General features: G+C 75.1%; 19 protein-coding genes. 16 read left to right on the forward strand and 3 right to left on the reverse strand.

Annotated elements, in window-relative coordinates; all coding sequences use genetic code 11:
* The first annotated feature begins 4 nt into the window (after window positions 1–4).
* Window positions 5–2,083: an ATP-dependent DNA helicase gene (locus RCG67_RS15000; protein WP_368827413.1), complete on the forward strand. Its 2,079-nt coding sequence runs from the start codon at window positions 5–7 to the stop codon at window positions 2,081–2,083.
* Window positions 2,084–2,253: 170 nt separating this feature from the next.
* Here RCG67_RS15000 and lexA read toward each other — a convergent pair whose 3' ends face one another.
* Window positions 2,254–3,024 (reverse strand): transcriptional repressor LexA, encoded by a 771-nt coding sequence (gene lexA, locus RCG67_RS15005; protein ID WP_368827415.1) that lies wholly within the window; start codon window positions 3,022–3,024, stop codon window positions 2,254–2,256.
* 340 nt (window positions 3,025–3,364) lie between these two features.
* Here lexA and RCG67_RS15010 point away from each other — a divergent pair, with 340 nt between their 5' ends.
* The 7 genes from RCG67_RS15010 (at window position 3,365) to RCG67_RS15040 (ending at window position 8,355) form a co-directional block, all read left to right on the forward strand.
* On the forward strand, window positions 3,365–3,790 hold the full coding sequence (locus tag RCG67_RS15010; RefSeq protein ID WP_368827417.1) for a LysM peptidoglycan-binding domain-containing protein: 426 nt from the start codon (window positions 3,365–3,367) through the stop codon (window positions 3,788–3,790).
* Between the two features lie 110 nt (window positions 3,791–3,900).
* Window positions 3,901–5,004 (forward strand): histidinol-phosphate transaminase, encoded by a 1,104-nt coding sequence (locus RCG67_RS15015; RefSeq protein ID WP_368827419.1) that lies wholly within the window; start codon window positions 3,901–3,903, stop codon window positions 5,002–5,004.
* Between the two features lie 140 nt (window positions 5,005–5,144).
* Window positions 5,145–5,774 carry an imidazoleglycerol-phosphate dehydratase HisB gene (hisB, locus tag RCG67_RS15020; RefSeq protein ID WP_368827421.1) on the forward strand — a complete coding sequence of 210 codons (630 nt, stop codon included), beginning with the start codon at window positions 5,145–5,147 and terminating at the stop codon, window positions 5,772–5,774.
* Window positions 5,771–6,538: an imidazole glycerol phosphate synthase subunit HisH gene (hisH, locus tag RCG67_RS15025; protein ID WP_368827423.1), complete on the forward strand. Its 768-nt coding sequence runs from the start codon at window positions 5,771–5,773 to the stop codon at window positions 6,536–6,538. Before hisB ends, hisH begins: the two co-directional genes overlap by 4 nt.
* A complete protein-coding gene (locus tag RCG67_RS15030; RefSeq protein WP_368827425.1) occupies window positions 6,535–6,696 on the forward strand; it encodes a CG2302 family histidine operon protein in 162 nt (53 codons plus the stop codon). Before hisH ends, RCG67_RS15030 begins: the two co-directional genes overlap by 4 nt.
* A 55-nt stretch (window positions 6,697–6,751) precedes the next feature.
* A complete protein-coding gene (gene priA, locus RCG67_RS15035; RefSeq protein WP_058873519.1) occupies window positions 6,752–7,504 on the forward strand; it encodes a bifunctional 1-(5-phosphoribosyl)-5-((5-phosphoribosylamino)methylideneamino)imidazole-4-carboxamide isomerase/phosphoribosylanthranilate isomerase PriA in 753 nt (250 codons plus the stop codon).
* Window positions 7,501–8,355, forward strand: coding sequence for an SseB family protein (locus RCG67_RS15040; RefSeq protein ID WP_368827427.1), 855 nt, complete (start codon window positions 7,501–7,503; stop codon window positions 8,353–8,355). The genes priA and RCG67_RS15040 overlap by 4 nt, the downstream gene beginning before the upstream one ends.
* Window positions 8,356–8,400: 45 nt before the next feature.
* On the opposite strand, the gene RCG67_RS15045 is transcribed toward RCG67_RS15040, so the two are convergent.
* The gene (locus RCG67_RS15045) at window positions 8,401–8,811 is read right to left on the reverse strand and encodes a DUF1844 domain-containing protein (RefSeq protein ID WP_368827429.1); all 411 of its coding nucleotides are present in this window, start codon (window positions 8,809–8,811) and stop codon (window positions 8,401–8,403) included.
* 105 nt (window positions 8,812–8,916) lie between these two features.
* On the opposite strand from RCG67_RS15045, the gene RCG67_RS15050 reads away from it, so the two are divergent.
* The 6 genes from RCG67_RS15050 to RCG67_RS15075 all read left to right on the forward strand — a co-directional run bounded on the left by RCG67_RS15050 (window position 8,917) and on the right by RCG67_RS15075 (window position 12,735).
* Window positions 8,917–9,213, forward strand: coding sequence for a DUF503 domain-containing protein (locus RCG67_RS15050; protein WP_058873522.1), 297 nt, complete (start codon window positions 8,917–8,919; stop codon window positions 9,211–9,213).
* Between the two features lie 365 nt (window positions 9,214–9,578).
* Window positions 9,579–10,523, forward strand: a complete 945-nt coding sequence (infC, locus tag RCG67_RS15055; RefSeq protein ID WP_438612681.1) for a translation initiation factor IF-3 — start codon at window positions 9,579–9,581, stop codon at window positions 10,521–10,523.
* Window positions 10,524–10,679: 156 nt separating this feature from the next.
* Window positions 10,680–10,874, forward strand: coding sequence for a 50S ribosomal protein L35 (rpmI, locus tag RCG67_RS15060; protein ID WP_058873524.1), 195 nt, complete (start codon window positions 10,680–10,682; stop codon window positions 10,872–10,874).
* 93 nt (window positions 10,875–10,967) lie between these two features.
* The gene (gene rplT, locus RCG67_RS15065; RefSeq protein WP_368827432.1) at window positions 10,968–11,357 is read left to right on the forward strand and encodes a 50S ribosomal protein L20; all 390 of its coding nucleotides are present in this window, start codon (window positions 10,968–10,970) and stop codon (window positions 11,355–11,357) included.
* Window positions 11,358–11,371: 14 nt separating this feature from the next.
* Window positions 11,372–12,286, forward strand: a complete 915-nt coding sequence (locus RCG67_RS15070; RefSeq protein ID WP_368827433.1) for a TrmH family RNA methyltransferase — start codon at window positions 11,372–11,374, stop codon at window positions 12,284–12,286.
* Complete coding sequence (locus RCG67_RS15075; protein WP_368827434.1) at window positions 12,283–12,735, forward strand: NUDIX domain-containing protein; 453 nt, start codon at window positions 12,283–12,285, stop codon at window positions 12,733–12,735. The genes RCG67_RS15070 and RCG67_RS15075 overlap by 4 nt, the downstream gene beginning before the upstream one ends.
* Window positions 12,736–12,828: 93 nt before the next feature.
* Here RCG67_RS15075 and RCG67_RS15080 read toward each other — a convergent pair whose 3' ends face one another.
* The gene (locus tag RCG67_RS15080; protein WP_368827436.1) at window positions 12,829–13,257 is read right to left on the reverse strand and encodes a hypothetical protein; all 429 of its coding nucleotides are present in this window, start codon (window positions 13,255–13,257) and stop codon (window positions 12,829–12,831) included.
* Window positions 13,258–13,522: 265 nt separating this feature from the next.
* On the opposite strand from RCG67_RS15080, the gene pheS reads away from it, so the two are divergent.
* Together pheS and pheT are read left to right on the forward strand one after the other, a co-directional pair.
* Window positions 13,523–14,593 (forward strand): phenylalanine--tRNA ligase subunit alpha, encoded by a 1,071-nt coding sequence (gene pheS, locus RCG67_RS15085; RefSeq protein WP_368827438.1) that lies wholly within the window; start codon window positions 13,523–13,525, stop codon window positions 14,591–14,593.
* Between the two features lie 3 nt (window positions 14,594–14,596).
* Window positions 14,597–17,149 carry a phenylalanine--tRNA ligase subunit beta gene (pheT, locus tag RCG67_RS15090; protein WP_368827440.1) on the forward strand — a complete coding sequence of 851 codons (2,553 nt, stop codon included), beginning with the start codon at window positions 14,597–14,599 and terminating at the stop codon, window positions 17,147–17,149.
* The last annotated feature ends 74 nt before the right edge of the window (window positions 17,150–17,223 follow it).

Below are 17,223 nucleotides of genomic sequence, written 5' to 3' on the forward strand. Positions count from 1 at the left end.
GCGCGTGGCCGCCGCATCCGTGGAAGAGTCCGGGCGCACCGTCCCGGACGTGCGCCCCGAGACCCTGTCCGGGGCGAAGGACGCCCTAGCCCTGCTGGACACCGCCGTCACCGCGATGGGCGGGCAGGTCCGGGACGGCCAGCGGCTGATGACCGCGAAGGTCGCCGAGGCCCTGGACCGCGGCCGGCACCTGCTGGTCCAGGCGGGGACCGGCACGGGGAAGTCCCTCGCCTACCTGGCACCGCTCGTCGAGCACGCCCAGCACGCGGACAAGCCGGTGGTCGTGGCCACGGCGACGCTCGCGCTGCAGTCGCAGATCGTGGGCCGGGACGTGCCCCGGCTGCTGGCCGCCCTCGAGGGCGAGCTCGAGCGCGACGTGGACGTGGCCCTGCTCAAGGGCCGCAGCAACTACGCGTGCCTGCACAAGATCGAGGGCGGCTATCCGTCCGACGACGACCCCGGCGCGCTGTTCGCCCTGCCCGACGCCGCCCCGCACCCCGGCGCGCCGCAGCCGGAGGCCGCCGAGCAGCCCGGGCGGCTCGGCCAGGAGGTCCAGCGCCTGCGGGAGTGGGCCCGGGACACCGGGACCGGGGACCGGGACGAGGTGCTCCCCGGCGTCAGCGACCGTGCCTGGCGCCAGGTGTCCGTCACCGCCAAGGAGTGCCTGGGCCGCAGCTGCCCCCTGGTCGAGGACTGCTTCGCCGAGCTCGCCAAGCAGCGGGCCGGCGAGGCCGACATCGTCATCACCAACCACGCCCTGCTCGCGATCAACGCGTTCGAGGGGATCACCGTGCTGCCCGAGCACGACGTCGTGGTCATCGACGAGGCCCACGAGCTCCAGGACCGGGTGACGGGTGCGGTCACCGGCCAGCTCTCCGCGGCCATGGTGCGCTCGGCGGCCTCGTCCGTGCGCAAGCACACCTCCGCGAGCGCCGACTCCCTCACGGTCGGGGCCGCCAACCTCGAGGCCGCCCTGACGGGCGCTGCGGCCGAGCTGCTGCACCGGGGCCTCGGGGACGCCCAGGCGGCGGCCGTGGCCCAGATCCGGGACGCCGCCCGCACCGTGATGACCGAGTCCAAGGCCGGTGCGGGGGAGAAGGACGGGGACGCCGGCCGGCAGCTGGCCCGCTCCCGGGTCAGCGACGTCCTCGACCTCGCCGAGCGGATCCTCGCCGCCGAGGAGCACCGCGAGGTGCTGTGGATCTCCCGGCAGGGCGGCTGGGAGCCCGGCCGCGGCTACGTCCCCGCCGAGGACACCGATCCGGCGACCCTGCACGTGGCGCCGCTCAGCGTGGCCGGCACCCTGCGGGAGGGGCTCTTCGACGGGCGCACCGTGGTCCTCACCTCGGCGACCCTGTCCGTCGGCTCGTCCTTCGACTCCGCCGCCGGTGCCCTGGGCCTGCGCGGCGAGGGCGCCCCGCGCTGGGAGGGCGTGGACGTCGGCAGCCCCTTCGACTACCCGAGACAGGGCATCCTCTACCTCGCCAAGCACCTGGAGAAGCCCGGCCGCCGGCTCACGGAGGCCCAGCTGGACGAGATGCTGGCGCTGCTGGAGGCCTCCCGGGGCGGGGCCCTCGGGCTCTTCTCCTCCCGCCGGGCCGCGGAGGAGGCGGCCGAGGCCCTGCGCGCGCGCACCGACCTGCCGATCCTGTGCCAGGGGGAGTCCTCGCTCGCGGGCCTCGTCCAGGAGTTCACCGACGACCCCTCGACGAGCCTGTTCGGCACGATGAGCCTGTGGCAGGGCGTGGACGTCCCGGGGGCCTCCTGCCGGCTCGTGATGATCGACCGGATCCCCTTCCCCCGCCCGGACGACCCGCTGGCGAGCGCCCGCAGCCGCGCCGCGGAGCGGGCCGGCGGCAACGGCTTCATGTCCGTCTCCGCGACGCACGCGGCCGTGCGGCTCGCCCAGGGGACCGGGCGGCTCATCCGCACGGGCGGGGACCGGGGCGTCGTGGCGATCCTGGACTCGCGGATCGCGACCGCCCGCTACGGCGGCTTCCTGCGGGGCTCCCTGCCGCCGCTGTGGACCACCACGGACCGCTCGGTGGTGCTCGGGGCCCTGCAGCGCCTCGCCACGGGCTGAGCAGGCCCGGCGCCGACCGGGTGCCGCCCCCGCCCGGACGTCCGCGCGGGCGGGGTGCGAACCGGCCGGGCCCGGCCGGCGCGTTCGACAGGGGGGCCGCACGACACCGGGCCGCACGGCACCGGGCCCCCGCCGGCGGCGGAGGCCAGGGCACCGGGGAGCGCGGCGGCTCAGAGGCTGCGCAGCACCGAGACGACCTTGCCCATCACGGTGGCGTGGTCGCCGAGGATCGGTTCGTAGCGGGTGTTCTGCGGCAGCAGCCACGTGTGGCCGTCCCGCTGGCGGAAGGTCTTGACCGTGGCCTCGTCGTCGAGCAGGGCCGCCACGATGTCCCCGTTGTCGGCGGCGCTCTGCCGCCGCACCACCACCCAGTCGCCGTCGCAGATCGCGGCGTCGATCATCGAGTCGCCCTTGACGCGCAGCATGAACAGCTCGCCGTGCCCGACCAGCTGGCGGGGCAGCGCGAGGACGTCCTCGACGGCCTGCTCGGCCGTGATCGGCCCGCCGGCGGCGATGTGGCCGACCAGCGGGACCATCGTCACGTCCGCCGAGGTGGACAGCTCGGCCACGGAATCGGGGCCCGCGGCGCGGCCGGCGGGCGCCGCCGCGGTCTCGGCCGCCGGTTCGGGGGCCTCCGCGCCGGCGGTCCCGCGCAGCTGCAGCGGCGTGAGGACCTCCATGGCCCGGGGCCGCTTGGGGTCGCGGCGCAGGTAGCCCAGCTTCTCGAGCTGGGAGAGCTGGTGGGTGACGCTCGAGAGCGAGGCCAGGCCCACGAGGTCCCCGATCTCCCGCATGGACGGCGGATAGCCGTGCTCGGCGATGGAGCGCTGGATGGCCTCGAGGATCGTGCGCTGGCGCACGCTGAGCCCGCGGCTGCGCGAGCGCGCCCCGGGGCGGGCGCCCCGGGCGCGGGGCTCCTCGGGGGTGGGGGGCTGGGCCATGGGAGCGTCGTCCTTTCCCGTCCGGCTGCCGGTGCCGCCGGTCCTCACGGTCCCGGTTCCGATGTCGGACCCGGGTGGTTCGATGGATCCCGGTCGGCAGGCGCAGGGGGTCCGCAGCGCGCGCCGGCCCGAGGCCCGAACACGTCCTCAGCCTAGGCGACACGCCGTGGGTGTTCAAACATATGTACGAGCCGGTGTCGACAGCGTTCGCAGGCACGTGCTAGACATGGGTCATCGGTATTCGAAAGTATGTTCGATCGAATGGAGGCCCGCACGGGCCGTCGACCGGACCGGTGTTCGAGATCGCCCGCCCGTGCGGGAACGTCAAGGAGTTCATGTCATGAGTGCCAGTGCCACCCTCAGCGCCGTCGTCGAGCGCCGCCGCGGTTCCGCGGCGGCGGGCGGCCTCGGCCGTGCGGCCCGGCGGGCCCGCCCCGCCGGCTCCGGCTCCCGCACCCCGCTGACCCTCACCCGCCGAGGCCGCCTGGTGTTCCTGGGCCTGCCCGTCCTCGCCGGCTCCGCCGCCCTCGTGGTGCTGGCGGTGATCTTCCTCGTCCCCTCGACGGCCACGGCCACGAGCGAGCCTGTCCCGGGCCCCGGGACCGAGCAGGTCACCGTCCATCCCGGGCAGAGCCTGTGGGAGCTCGCCGTGACCGCGGACCCGGACCGGGACCCGCGGGAGGTCATGGACGAGATCGTGGAGCTCAACGATCTGGACAGCTCCGTGCTCGTGGCCGGCCGGCCGCTCGAGGTCCCGGCCGCCTGAGCCGCCCGCCCGGTCCGGCCGGCCGCGCGTGGCCCCGGGCCGCCGCGGGAGCCCCGGGTCCGTGACGGGTCCTGGGCCGGAGGGCCCGGGCGGAGCACTAAACTGTCCGGGTGACGCAGAACCTGGACCGACTCAACGCCCTCCCGCTCCGCGACGACCTGCGCGGCAGGACGCCGTACGGCGCCCCGCAGCTCGACGTCGCCGTGGCGCTCAACACCAACGAGAACACCCATCCGGTCCCCGCGGACGTGCACGCGGCGATCGTCGAGGAGGTCACCGCGGCGGCCTGGGCCCTCAACCGGTACCCCGACCGCGAGTTCACCACCCTGCGCGAGGAGCTCGCGGCGTACCTCGGCCACGGGCTCGGGGCCGAGAACCTGTGGGCGGCCAACGGCTCCAACGAGATCCTGCAGCAGATCCTGCAGGCCTTCGGCGGCCCCGGCCGCACCCTGCTCACCTTCGTCCCGACCTACTCGATGTACCCGCTCCTGGCCTCCGGGACGCACACCGCCTTCGTCGCGGGGGAGCGGGCGGCGGACTTCGGGCTGTCCCCGGAGTCCGCTGCCGAGCAGGTGCGCCGGCACCGGCCGGACGTCGTCTTCCTGTGCTCGCCCAACAACCCGACGGGCACGGCGCTGGGGGCGGACGTGGTGACCGCGGTGTACGAGGCGGGCGAGGAGTTCCGCACGGTCGTGGTGGTGGACGAGGCCTACGCCGAGTTCTCGCACGGCGGCACCCCCACCGCGCTCACCCTGCTCGAGGGCCGGCCCCGCCTGATCGTCTCCCGCACCATGAGCAAGGCGTTCGCGCTCGCCGGCGCCCGCCTCGGCTACTTCGCGGCCGCGCCGGAGGTCGCCGATGCCGTGCGTCTCGTCCGGCTGCCGTACCACCTCTCGGCCGTCACCCAGGCCACGGCCCTCGCGGCGCTGCGCCACTCGGGGTCGCTGCTGGCCAACGTCGAGGACATCAAGGTCCAGCGCGACCGGATCGTCGAGGGACTGACCCGGCTCGGGCTCGAGCCCGCCGAGTCGGACTCGAACTTCGTGTTCTTCGGCGGCATGGCCGACTCCCGCGGCATGTGGGAGGCGCTGCTCGCGGACGGGGTGCTCGTGCGGGACGTCGGGGTCCCCGGCCACCTGCGGGTCACGGCCGGCACCGAGGCGGAGACCACCGCGTTCCTGACCAGCCTGGAGCGGATCGTCTCCGGCGCCTGAGCAGCCCGGGCCGGGGCGTGCCCCGGCCCGGATAGCATGGAAGCAGACCACCCCTGGGCCCGAGCCGCCGCCCGCGGCCCGGCCCGGACCATCCGCGGCCCGCCGAGGGCGGCGCCGCGTCCGCGAGGAGTTCCCACCGAATGAGCGACCAGACCCCCACCGGCGCCCGCGCGCCCCGCCGCGCCGCCCTGGACCGGCGCACGAGCGAGTCCTCGGTGTCCGTCGAGATCGACCTCGACGGCACCGGCGAGAACGACATCGACACGTCCGTGCCGTTCTACGACCACATGCTGACCGCGCTGTCGAAGCACTCCCTGATCGACATGCGGATCCGATCCACCGGCGACACCCACATCGACGTCCACCACACCGTCGAGGACACCGCGATCGTCCTCGGGGACGCCCTGCGCCAGGCGCTGGGCGAGAAGGCCGGGATCCGCCGCTTCGGCGAGGCGACCGTCCCGCTGGACGAGGCCCTGGCCCACGCCGTGGTCGACATCTCCGGGCGGCCCTACGTGGTGCACACGGGCGAGCCCGAGGGCCAGCAGTACCACCTCATCGGCGGGCACTTCACCGGCTCCATGGTCCAGCACGTCTTCGAGTCCCTGGCCCACCACGCCGGGATCTGCCTGCACGTCACGCTGCTGGCCGGCCGGGACCCGCACCACATCGCCGAGGCCCAGTTCAAGGCCGTGGCCCGCGCCCTCCGCCAGGCCGTGGAGCCCGATCCCCGGGTGCACGGCATCCCGTCCACGAAGGGGGCCCTGTGAGCACCGAGGACACCACCACGGGCCCCGGCGGTTCCCGGCCCACCGTCACGGTCCTCGACTACGGCGCGGGCAACGTGCGCTCGGCCGTGCGCGCCCTCGAGGCGGCCGGCGCGGACGTGGTGCTCAGCGCCGACCCGGAGGCGGTGCTCGACGCCGACGGCCTCGTGGTCCCCGGCGTCGGGGCGTTCGCCGCCGTCATGGAGGGACTGCGCTCCGTGGACGGCCTGCGCCTGATCGGCCGCCGCCTCGCGGGCGGCCGCCCCGTGCTGGGCATCTGCGTGGGGCTGCAGGTCCTCTTCGACTCCGGCGTGGAGCACGGCCAGGAGACCGAGGGCATGGGCGAGTGGCCCGGCGTCGTCGAACGGCTGAAGGCCGACGTGGTCCCGCACATGGGCTGGAACACGGTCGAGCCGCCCGAGGACTCGGTGCTGTTCCGGGGGATCGAGGACCAGCGGTTCTACTTCGTGCACTCCTACGGGGTGCAGAAGTGGGACTTCCCGCAGAACATCGAGAAGATGCGGGCGCCGCAGGTCACCTGGTCCGACCACGGGGGCCGCTTCGTCGCGGCCGTGGAGAACGGGCCCCTGTGCGCCACCCAGTTCCACCCGGAGAAGTCCTCCGAGGCCGGCATCCAGCTCCTGCGCAACTGGCTCGGCACCCTGCCGCGCACGGGGCGCCTGGACCACCTCAAGGCCGGTGACCCCCTGGGCGGGGACACCCTGGCCGGCCGGCCGACCCTGGAGACCGGGGACGGCGCGGCGTGAGCGCCGCCGTCCTGGTGATGGTCCTCGGCGCGTTCCTCGCCGGCGGGGCCATCTCCTTCCAGCAGCAGCAGAAGCCCGTCTGGACGGTCGTGCTCCTGGCCGCCGTCGCGGCGGCCCTCGTCGGCTACGGCGGGTACGCCTGGTTCCAGGGCCGCTGAGCACGCCCCGCCCGTCCGCCCGTCCGAGACCCCGAAACCCGAGAAGAGAGATCCCATGCCCCTGAGCGAGACCCCCCGCCTCCAGCTGCTGCCCGCCGTCGACGTCGCGGACGGCCAGGCCGTGCGCCTGGTCCAGGGCGAGGCCGGCTCCGAGACCGGCTACGGCGACCCGCTGGAGGCCGCCCTCGCGTGGCAGGAGGCCGGCGCCGAGTGGATCCACCTCGTGGACCTCGACGCCGCCTTCGGCCGCGGCGACAACATCGACGTGCTCCGCCGCGTCGCCGCCGAGCTCGAGCTGAAGGTCGAGATGTCCGGCGGCATCCGGGACGACGCGTCCCTGGAGCGGGCGCTGTCCCTGGACCCCGCCCGGATCAACCTGGGCACCGCGGCCCTCGAGAACCCGGAGTGGACGCAGAAGGTCATCGCCGAGCACGGCGACGTCATCGCGGTGGGCCTCGACGTGCGCGGCACCGTCCTCGCCGCCCGCGGCTGGACCGAGGAGGGCGGGGACCTCTGGGAGGTCCTGGACCGCCTCGAGGACCACGGCTGCGCCCGCTACGTGGTCACCGACGTCACCAAGGACGGCACCCTCAAGGGCCCCAACCTCGAGCTGCTGAAGGAGGTCGCGACCCGCACCGACAAGCCCGTGGTCGCCTCGGGCGGGATCTCCTCCCTCGACGACCTCTCCGCCCTGCGGACGCTCGTGCCCTCGGGCGTCGAGGGCGCGATCGTGGGCAAGGCCCTCTACGCGGGCCGGTTCACCCTCGAGGAGGCTCTCGACGTGGCGGGCCGGCCGGGAGCGCGGTGACGGAGCGGCCCCTGCCGGAGCACATCGCCGCCCAGCTCGCGGGCGCCGGCGGCACGGAGGACACCGGCGGCCAGGCCTGGGCCGGGCGCAACCTGGGGGAGGGCACCAGCCACACCCACCGGTTCCCCGGGGACGACGGCGCCGCCGCCCCCGCCGTGCTGCAGGCCCTGCGGGCCCTGCGGGCGGGCACCGGGGACGAGTCCGCCGTGGTCGCCGCGCTCGCCGGCACCCGCGTGTTCGTGCCCGTCGTGGCCGAGGTCTCGTCCTCGACCGTGACGGAGGCCGGTCTCGTGGCCGACAAGGAGGCCGACATGGCGCTCGTGTCCCTGCGGGCCGCGGACGGCCGGCAGGTGCTGCCGGTCTTCAGCTCCGCGGCGGCGCTCGCGGACTGGCACGCCCGGGCGCGGCCGGTGGCCACGGACCTCCGCCGGGCCGCCGTGGCCGCGGTCAAGGACGGCACCCAGCTGCTGGTGCTCGACCCCGGCACCGACCTCCCGTTCGTGGTGCGCCGCCCGGCCCTCTGGGCGCTGGCCCGGGGCAGGGCCTGGACCCCCTCCTACCGCAGCCCGGACGTCGAGGCGGCGGTCCGGCGCTGCGCCACCGGGCTGCCCGGGGTCGTCGGGGTGGGGACCGCCCCCGGCGAAGGCGTGGCCGTGCGCGCCGCGGACGGGGCGCTCGTCCGGGGCGGCGGGGCCGGCCCCGAGCTCGCCGTCGTGCTGTCCCTGCAGGCCGGTCTCGACCAGGGGCAGCTGGACGACGTCGTCGCCCGCTTCCAGGCCCGGCTGAGCGTCGAGCCGGCCCTCGCCGAGGACGTCGACTCGATGCAGCTGCGCCTCACGACGGCGGGCTGACCCGGGAAGCCCGGACCAGCCCGCGACGGACGGAGGGAGCGGTGCTCAGCTGACCGGGCCGGTGAACCGCTCGCCGGGCCCCTGGCCGGGGGCGTCCGGGAAGAGCGAGGCCTCGCGGAACGCGAGCTGGAGGGTGCGCAGGCCGTCGCGCAGGGGAGCGGCGTGCTGCGAGCCGATCTCCGGCGCCGCGGCGGTGACGAAACCGGCCAGCGCGGTGATGAGCTTGCGCGCCTCGTCGAGGTCCTTGAGCTCCTCGGCGTCCTCGCCGGCGGCGAGCCCGCACTTCACGGCGGCCGCGCTCATGAGGTGCACGGCCGCGGTGGTGATGACCTCGATGGCGGGGACCTCCGCGATGTCGCGCATCTGCTCGTCGACGGCGCTGACCGTCTCCTGCGGGATCTCCTGGCCGGACCGTGCGGCGTCGTCGTCGAAGCGGAAGGTGTTCTCGGAAGTCATGGCCCAACTCTGCCACACCGCCGGTCGCCGCCCGGACCGTCCCACCGGTCCTGCGCACTATCCTGCAGGGGAGGCCGGGCGCCGGCCGGAAGGAGGCGGAGCACCGTGTGGATCGGGTGGATCGAGTTCGACGTGCTCCTGGGGGACGTCCACTCCCTCAAGGCCAAGCGCTCCGTGGTGCGGCCCCTCGTGGCGGAGCTGCGCCGCCGGTTCCCGGTGACCGCCGCCGAGGTCGGCCACCTCGAGCTCCACCGGCGCGCCCTCGTGGGCACCGCCGTGGTCGCCGCGGACGCCGCCCGCCTCGTCGAGGTCCTCGACGAGGTCGAGCGCTTCGTCGCCGCCCGGCCGGAGACGGAGCTGCTCTCGGCCCGCCGGGCCCTGCACAGCACCGAGGACGAGTGAGACGCCGGCGCGGCCGTCGTTTCCCGAACCGGAGGCCCATGGGCTAGACTGGTCGGCAGTGTGCAAGTGGAGGAGACTCCCACCCGCGCCGGCCACGGTCCTGCGAGCCTCTCGGAGGACCGGAGCACGGCCGCCGGGTCCGCGACGACATCGTCCGCACGACGGCACGGCCGGGGCATCCCTCGTCCGTACCGTCACGCAATGCGCCACCTCCGGGCGGCGCACCGATGAGCCTCCGCTTGCCGACCGCAGCGGGGGCTTTTGTCGTTGCGGACCGGACCGAACCATGAGGTCCCCGGAAACCTCCGGGCGATCACGCCAGACATCAGGAGCACGGCATTAGCGATCCACGTATCAATGACAGAATCCGAGTCCCCGAAGTCCGTCTCGTCGGACCCGCAGGCGAGCAGGTCGGCATCGTCCGCGTCGAGGACGCACTGAGGCTGGCCCGCGAATCGGATCTCGATCTGGTCGAGGTGGCGCCCAACGCCAAGCCGCCGGTGGCCAAGCTCATGGACTTCGGCAAGTACAAGTACGAGGCCGCGGTCAAGGCCCGGGAGTCGCGCAAGAACCAGACGAACACGGTCCTCAAGGAGGTCCGGTTCCGGCTCAAGATCGACACCCACGACTACGAGACCAAGGTCGGCCACGCCAAGCGGTTCCTCGGGGCCGGCGACAAGGTCAAGGCCATGATCCAGTTCCGCGGACGCGAGCAGCAGCGCCCCGAGATGGGCGTCCGCCTGCTCGAGCGCTTCGCGAACGACGTCGCCGAGGTCGGCGCGGTCGAGTCGAGCCCCCGGGTCGACGGCCGCAACATGGTGATGGTCGTGGGCCCGCTGAAGAACAAGGCCGAGGCCAAGGCCGAGGCGCGCCGCCAGAAGCAGCGCGACGAGGCGAAGGCCGAGAACGAGCGCAAGGCGAAGGACAAGGTCGACACGTCCTCCGCGGCGCCCGTGACCCAGACGATCGGGGACGCCTTCCCGGCCGAGCTGCGCGAGCAGGCCGGCCGGACCGAGGAGCCGGTGCAGCAGCCGGCGCCCGAGGCCCAGCAGCCGGCCCCGGAGGCGGCGCAGCCCGCCGCCCCCGAGGCCGTCGAGGCGCCTGCGGCCGCCGAGGCCCCGGAGCCCGAGGTCGCCGAGGCCCCGGCGCCGCAGGCGGCCCCGGAGCCCGAGGTCGCCGAGACCCCGGCGCCGCAGGCGGCCCCGAAGCCGCCGGCGCCCAAGGCCCCGGCGCCGAAGGCTCCGGCCGCGGCGCCGAAGGCCCCCCGGCCCGGCCCCAAGCCGGGTGCCAAGCCCGGGCCCCAGGCCTGAGCGGCGCACGACCTTCCGCGCGAGCGGAGCAGAACTGACAGCGCCCCGCGGGCGCAGCCGGGACCGGCTGCGCCCGGGGGCACCGTGGAGGTGCGGCGGACGTCGCCGTGCCCTCCGGTGGCCACCACCGGATGAATCGCAAGGAGAGCGGCCCAGATGCCGAAGATGAAGACCCACAGCGGGGCGAAGAAGCGCTTCAAGCTCACCGGCAGCGGCAAGGTGAAGCGCCAGCAGGCCAACCGCCGCCACTACCTGGAGCACAAGTCCTCCCGGCTGACCCGCCGCCTGGCCTCCGACCAGATCGTGGCCCCCGGCGACGCCAAGGTCATCAAGAAGATGCTGGGCAAGTAGTCCCCACCGCATCCGCAGGGGAGCCCGCCTCCCCGCCCCCACAGATTTGACCTCCTGGCCGACCGGCCGGGACCGAAGTGAAGGAGTACACACGTGGCACGTGTGAAGCGGGCGGTCAACGCCCACAAGAAGCGCCGGGAGATCCTCGAGCAGGCCTCCGGCTACCGCGGCCAGCGCTCTCGCCTGTACCGCAAGGCGAAGGAGCAGGTCACCCACTCGTTCGTCTACAGCTACAACGACCGCCGCAAGCGCAAGGGCGACTTCCGCCGGCTGTGGATCCAGCGCATCAACGCCGCGGCCCGCGCCAACGGCCTGACCTACAACCGCTTCATCCAGGGCCTCAAGGCCGCCGAGGTGGAGGTCGACCGCCGCATGCTGGCCGAGCTGGCCGTCAACGACGAGCAGGCGTTCGCCGGCCTCGTCGAGATCGCCAAGAAGGCGCTGCCGGAGGACACCTCCGCGCCGCGCGAAGCCGCCGCCTGAGCCCAGTCGGAGCAGTGAACCTCACGGAGCGCCTGGCCGCCCAGCCGATGTCCAACCCCCGAGCCGATCGGGTCAGGGACGTCGCGGGACTGGCCGGGCGCTCCGCGCGTGCCAAGCGCGGACTGTTCCTCGCCGAGGGTCCGCAGAACGCCCGGGAGGCCCTCGCCCGGCACCTGGAGTCCCCGTGCGCGGACGCCGTCTACGTCACCGAGGACGCCCTGGGCCGCCACCCGGACATCACCGCCCTGCTCGAGCGGGTGGCCGAGGACCGCTCCGTGTTCGTCCGCCTCGTGACCCGCGAGGTGCTGGCCGCCATGAGCGACGCGGTGACACCGCAGGGCGTCGTCGTCGTGTGCCGACCCCTCGACACGGACCTGGGGACGGTGCTCGCGGCCCGGCCCCGGCTCGTCGCCGTGCTGGCGCGGGTGCAGGACCCCGGCAACGCCGGCACCGTGCTGCGCGCGGCCGACGCCGCGGGCGCGGACGCGGTGGTGCTCACCACCGGCAGCGTGGACGTCTACAACCCCAAGACCGTGCGCTCGACCGCCGGCTCCCTCTTCCACCTGCCCGTGGTCGTCGGTGCCGACCTGCCCGCGCTGCTCGACGCCGCCCGCGCCGCCGGCTGCGGCGTGCTGGCCGCGGACGGCCACGGGGACGTCGACCTCGACCGGCTCCAGGACGCCTCCGCCGCCCGCGCCGCCGGGGCCCCGCCCGACGACTCCGGCTACGACCTGGCCCGGCCCACCGTGTGGCTGTTCGGCAACGAGGCCCGCGGCCTGTCCGAGGAGGAGAAGGCGCTCGCCGACCACCGCGTCGCCGTGCCGGTGCACGGCCGGGCGGAGTCCCTCAACGTGGGCACCGCCGCCACCGTGTGCCTCTACGCCTCGGCCCGTGCCCAGCGCCGCCCCGCGGCCGGGGAAGAGCGGTGAGCGCGCCGCTGCCCGCCGCGTACCACACTCAGGTGGTCGGTGCCGCCCTCCTCGACGACGCCGAGCGGCCCACGGGCTTCCTCGCCGCGCAACGGGCCTATCCCGAGGCCCTGCGGGGCCTGTGGGAGTTCCCCGGCGGCAAGCAGGAGCCGGACGAGAGCTGCGAGCAGGCCCTGGTGCGGGAGTGCGCCGAGGAGCTCGGCGTGGACGTCCGGCTGCTCGCGGAGGTGCGCGGACCGCACGCCCAGGGCTGGCCGCTCAAGGACACCGCGGCGATGCGGGTCTGGACGGCCGTGGCCGCCGGCGGCGACCCCCGGCCCGTGGTGGGGGAGGACCACCTGGCCGTGCGGTGGCTCCCGCTGGCCGACCCCGCCGCCGCGCTCGCGCTCCCCTGGATCCCGGCCGACCTGCCGATCGTGCACGCCCTGCTCGACCTCCTGCGGGCCTGATCCGGCCCGCGCCGGCCGACCCCGCAGGGCCCGGTCGACCACGTCCTCCGGTGGTCGGCCTGACCCTGGCGGGTCAGGCCGCAGCCCGCGCGGTCAGCCGTGGTGCCGGTGGCCGGGGACGTAGCCGCCGTCGGCGAGGCCGGCGCGCACCTCGAAGGGATTGTGCAGCGCGGGATGTCCGCAGCGCAGCACCGACCACCCCGCGGCCACGAGGTAGGCCGGCAGGAACGGCAGCCCCAGGCACTTGGCCCACTGGCTCGCGTGCCGCGACTCGTGGGCCAGGAGCCGCGGCCGGGCCGCGACGTCGCCGATCCCGGCGCGGAACAGGACGACGTTGCCCACGGTGAAGGCCCCGGCCCTCGGCAGCCGCGGCCGGTAGCCGAACCCCAGGAGCAGCCCCTCGGGCCCGCGGACCACCGGCGTGCGCGTGGCCGCGGCGACCAGCAGCCCCAGCGGCGTGGACAGGTTCAGCATGTTCCACACCTGCCGCAGGCGTGCTGCGCGGCTCGGACCGGGGCTCATGGCACCAGCCTAGGCCCGCCCGGTGCCCCCCGCCCGGATCCGGACCTCGGGGCGGACTGCCTCCGGGCCCGGCGGGGCGGTCCCCCAGGGCCCGGACGGGCCGGAACGAGCCCGGGCAGCGGTGGGCGGCCCCCGGGGGACGTGCCATAGACTGGGACCCGCCCGCGATCCGTGCCGATCCGGGCTTTCCCGTGGCACGCGCTCCACGCACCGTGGACCCGCGGCCCGGACGAAGCCGTCCCCGAGCCGAAGAAGTCGCCAGCTGATGTCTGAACTGCCACCCGAGACCGCCCCGAGCGGCGCGGTCGACCCGACCGACGAGGCCGCGGTCACCGCCGCCGTCGAGGCGGCCCTGACCGCCGTGCAGAACGCCCACGACCTGGACGAGCTCAAGGAGGTCCGGCTCGCCCACGCGGGGGAGCGCTCCCCGCTGGCGCTGGCCAACCGGCGGATCGGCTCGCTCGACAAGACGCAGAAGGCCGCCGCCGGCAAGCTCGTCGGCCAGGCCCGCGGCCGCGTCAACCAGGCGATCGCCGCCCGCACCACGGTGCTCGAGGAGGAGCGGGACGCCCGGATCCTCGTCGAGGAGGCTGTGGACGTCACCGCCGCCGGCCGGCGCCGGCGCCTGGGCGGGCGGCACCCGCTGACCAACCTCATGGAGCGCGTCGGGGAGACGTTCGTGGCCATGGGCTGGGAGGTCGCCGACGGCCCCGAGGTCGAGTCCGAGTGGTACAACTTCGACTCCCTCAACTTCAAGCCGGACCACCCGGCCCGGGAGCTGCAGGACACGTTCTTCGTGGACCCGCCCGAGGCCCACCTCGTGCTGCGCACGCACACCTCACCGGTGCAGATGCGCACGCTGCTGAACCGCGAGCTGCCGGTCTACGTCGTCGTCCCGGGGCGCACCTACCGCACCGACGAGCTCGACGCCACGCACACCCCCGTCTTCCACCAGGTCGAGGGCCTGGCCGTGGACCGGGGCCTGTCGATGGCCGACCTCAAGGGCACGCTCGAGCACTTCGCCCGGCAGATGTTCGGCCCCGAGGCGCGGATCCGGCTGCGGCCCAACTACTTCCCCTTCACCGAGCCGTCCGCCGAGCTGGACGTGTGGCACCCCCACGCCAAGGGCGGGCCGCAGTGGATCGAGTGGGGCGGCTGCGGCATGGTCCACCCGAACGTGCTGCGCGCGGCCGGCATCGACCCCGAGGTCCACTCGGGCTTCGCGTTCGGCATGGGCATCGAGCGGACCCTGATGTTCCGCAACAACGTCCCGGACATGCGCGACATGGTCGAGGGCGACGTCCGCTTCAGCGAGCACTTCGGGATGGAGATCTAAGACATGCGAGTTCCTTTGTCATGGCTGCGCGAGCACGCCCCCGTCCCGGCCGGCGCGACCGCCGAGGACGTCCTGGCCACCCTCGTGACGGTGGGCCTCGAGGAGGAGGACGTGCACCGCCCCACGGACCACCTGAAGGGCCCGGTCGTGGTCGGCCAGGTGCTCTCCAAGGAGCCGGAGACCCACTCCAACGGCAAGACCGTCAACTGGTGCACCGTCCGCGTGGTCCCCGAGGGCCAGGAGCAGACCCTGACCGGCAAGGGCATCGACCCCTCCGGCGTGCAGGGCGTGATCTGCGGGGCCCACAACTTCGAGGTCGGGGACAAGGTCGTGGTGACCCTGCCCGGCGCCGTCCTGCCCGGGGACTTCAGGATCTCGGCGCGCAAGACCTACGGCCACACCTCCGCCGGCATGATCGCCTCCGTGCGCGAGCTCGGGATCGGCGAGGACCACGACGGCATCCTGGTGCTCTCGACCCTCGGCCTGGACCCGGAGATCGGCTCCGACGCCCTGGAGCTGCTCGGGCTCCGCGACGAGGCCGCCGAGATCAACGTGACCCCGGACCGCGGCTACGCGTTCTCGATCCGCGGCGTGGCCCGCGAGTACTGCCACGCCGTGCACGAGCCCTTCACGGACCCGGCCGGGACGGTGGCCGACCGGGTGCCCGCCCCCACCGGGGACGGGTTCCCCGTGGCCGTCGACGACGACGCCCCGATCCACGGCAACCCCGGGTGCACCCGCTTCGTCGCCCGCATCGTGACCGGCATCGACGCGACCGCCCCCACGCCCCCGTGGATGTCGGCGCGGCTGCGCCTGGCGGGCATCCGCTCGATCTCCCTGCCCGTGGACGTCTCCAACTACGTGATGCTCGAGCTGGGCCAGCCGCTGCACTTCTACGACCTCGGGAAGCTGAGCGGCGGCATCGGGGTCCGCCGGGCGGCGCCGGGCGAGACGCTGACCACCCTGGACGGCCGGCAGCGGGCCCTGGACCCCGAGGACCTGCTGATCACGGACGGCTCCGGGCCGATCGGCCTGGCCGGGGTCATGGGCGGCGCCGCCACCGAGGTCTCGGACGGCACCGCCGACGTGCTCGTGGAGGCGGCCCGCTTCGACGAGGTCTCGATCGCCCGCACCACCCGGCGGCACCGGCTGCCCTCGGAGGCGTCCAAGCGCTTCGAGCGCGGGGTGGACCCGCAGATCGCCCCGGTGGCGGCCCAGCGCGCCGTCGAGCTGCTCGTGGAGCTGGCCGGCGGCACGGCCGGTCCCGGGGTCACCGACGTGGACGACACCACCGCCCCCGCGCCCATCGAGCTGCCCTGGGACTATCCGGGGCGCCGCACGGGCGTGGAGTACACGGCGGACCAGGTCGTCTCGACCCTCACCGAGCTCGGCGCGCAGGTCGAGGCCACCGACGACGGCTGGCGCGTCGTGCCCCCGTCGTGGCGCCCGGACCTGGTCGCCAAGGAGGACCTGGTCGAGGAGATCGCCCGCCTCGTCGGCTACGACACGATCCCCTCGCGGCTGCCGGTGGCGCCCCCGGGCCGCGGCCTGACCGCCGAGCAGCAGGCCCGGAAGCGGGTCGCCGACGCGCTCGCGGCCGCCGGGATCACCGAGGTGCTCGCCTACCCGTTCGTCTCGCAGGCGGACAACGAGCTGTGGGGCGCCCCCGAGCCCGGGGTGCCCGTGCCGTCGGTCAAGCTGGCCAACCCGATCAGCGAGGCCCAGGGAATGCTGCGCGTCTCCCTGCTCCCGGGCCTGCTGGAGGTGCTGCGGCGCAACACCTCCCGCGGTTTCCGGGACCTGGCGCTCTACGAGGTCGGGCGGGTCTTCCGTCCCGGCGAGCAGCTCGGCAGCGCCGGCATCCCCCCGCTCGGGGCGCACCCGGGCCGGGCGGTGCTCGACGAGATCGAGGCCGGCATCCCCGCGCAGCCGCGCCACCTCGCCGCGGTCCTGGCCGGCCGGGACGCGGCCCAGGGCCCGTGGACCGCACCGCGGGCCTTCGACTGGCAGGACGCCCTCGACGCCGCCCGGCTGGCCGCCGAGGTCCTGGGGGTCGAGCTGACCGTCCGGCAGGGCACCCACCAGGCGTTCCACCCGGGCCGCACCGCGGTGCTCGCCACCGCCGACGGCACCCCGCTGGGCTACGCCGGCGAGCTGCACCCCCAGCTGGTGGCGGCCCAGGACCTGCCCGAGCGGACCGTGGCGATGGAGCTGAACCTCAGCTCGCTCGTCGGGGCCGAGGTCGAGGTCGTGCAGGCCCGCCCGATCTCCGGCTACCCGGCGGCCACCCAGGACGTCGCCCTCGTGGTGGACGCCGCCGTGCCGGCGGCCGAGCTGCGGGCCGCGCTCGAGGAGGGCGCCGGGGAGCTGCTCGAGGACGTCCGCGTCTTCGACGTCTACCAGGGCCCCGGCATCGAGGAGGGCCGGAAGTCGGTGGCCTTCGCGCTGCGCTTCCGGGCCCCGGACCGCACCCTGACCGCGGACGAGGCCTCCACGGCCCGTGCGGCGGCCGTCGCCGTGGCGGCCGAGCGCCACGGCGCCGTGCTCCGCGGCTGACCGGCCCGCCGCCGCACCCGCCGCGCCCCGCACGGCACGGCCCGCTCCCCGCGCCGGGGAGCGGGCCGTGCCGT

Origin of the sequence: Kocuria cellulosilytica (assembly GCF_040981245.1) — a bacterium.
Classification (GTDB): domain Bacteria; phylum Actinomycetota; class Actinomycetes; order Actinomycetales; family Micrococcaceae; genus Kocuria; species Kocuria cellulosilytica.

What these genes read in the sequence shown, in the direction of transcription:
- lexA (WP_368827415.1), bottom strand. Translation starts at nt 3,024, where the DNA reads ATGGCCCAGCCCCCCACCCCCGAGGAGCCCCGCGCCCGGGGCGCCCGC.
- rpmI (WP_058873524.1), top strand. Translation starts at nt 10,680, where the DNA reads ATGCCGAAGATGAAGACCCACAGCGGGGCGAAGAAGCGCTTCAAGCTC.
- pheS (WP_368827438.1), top strand. Translation starts at nt 13,523, where the DNA reads ATGTCTGAACTGCCACCCGAGACCGCCCCGAGCGGCGCGGTCGACCCG.
- hisB (WP_368827421.1), top strand. Translation starts at nt 5,145, where the DNA reads ATGAGCGACCAGACCCCCACCGGCGCCCGCGCGCCCCGCCGCGCCGCC.
- RCG67_RS15045 (WP_368827429.1), bottom strand. Translation starts at nt 8,811, where the DNA reads ATGACTTCCGAGAACACCTTCCGCTTCGACGACGACGCCGCACGGTCC.
- priA (WP_058873519.1), top strand. Translation starts at nt 6,752, where the DNA reads ATGCCCCTGAGCGAGACCCCCCGCCTCCAGCTGCTGCCCGCCGTCGAC.
- RCG67_RS15080 (WP_368827436.1), bottom strand. Translation starts at nt 13,257, where the DNA reads ATGAGCCCCGGTCCGAGCCGCGCAGCACGCCTGCGGCAGGTGTGGAAC.
- pheT (WP_368827440.1), top strand. Translation starts at nt 14,597, where the DNA reads ATGCGAGTTCCTTTGTCATGGCTGCGCGAGCACGCCCCCGTCCCGGCC.
- RCG67_RS15010 (WP_368827417.1), top strand. Translation starts at nt 3,365, where the DNA reads ATGAGTGCCAGTGCCACCCTCAGCGCCGTCGTCGAGCGCCGCCGCGGT.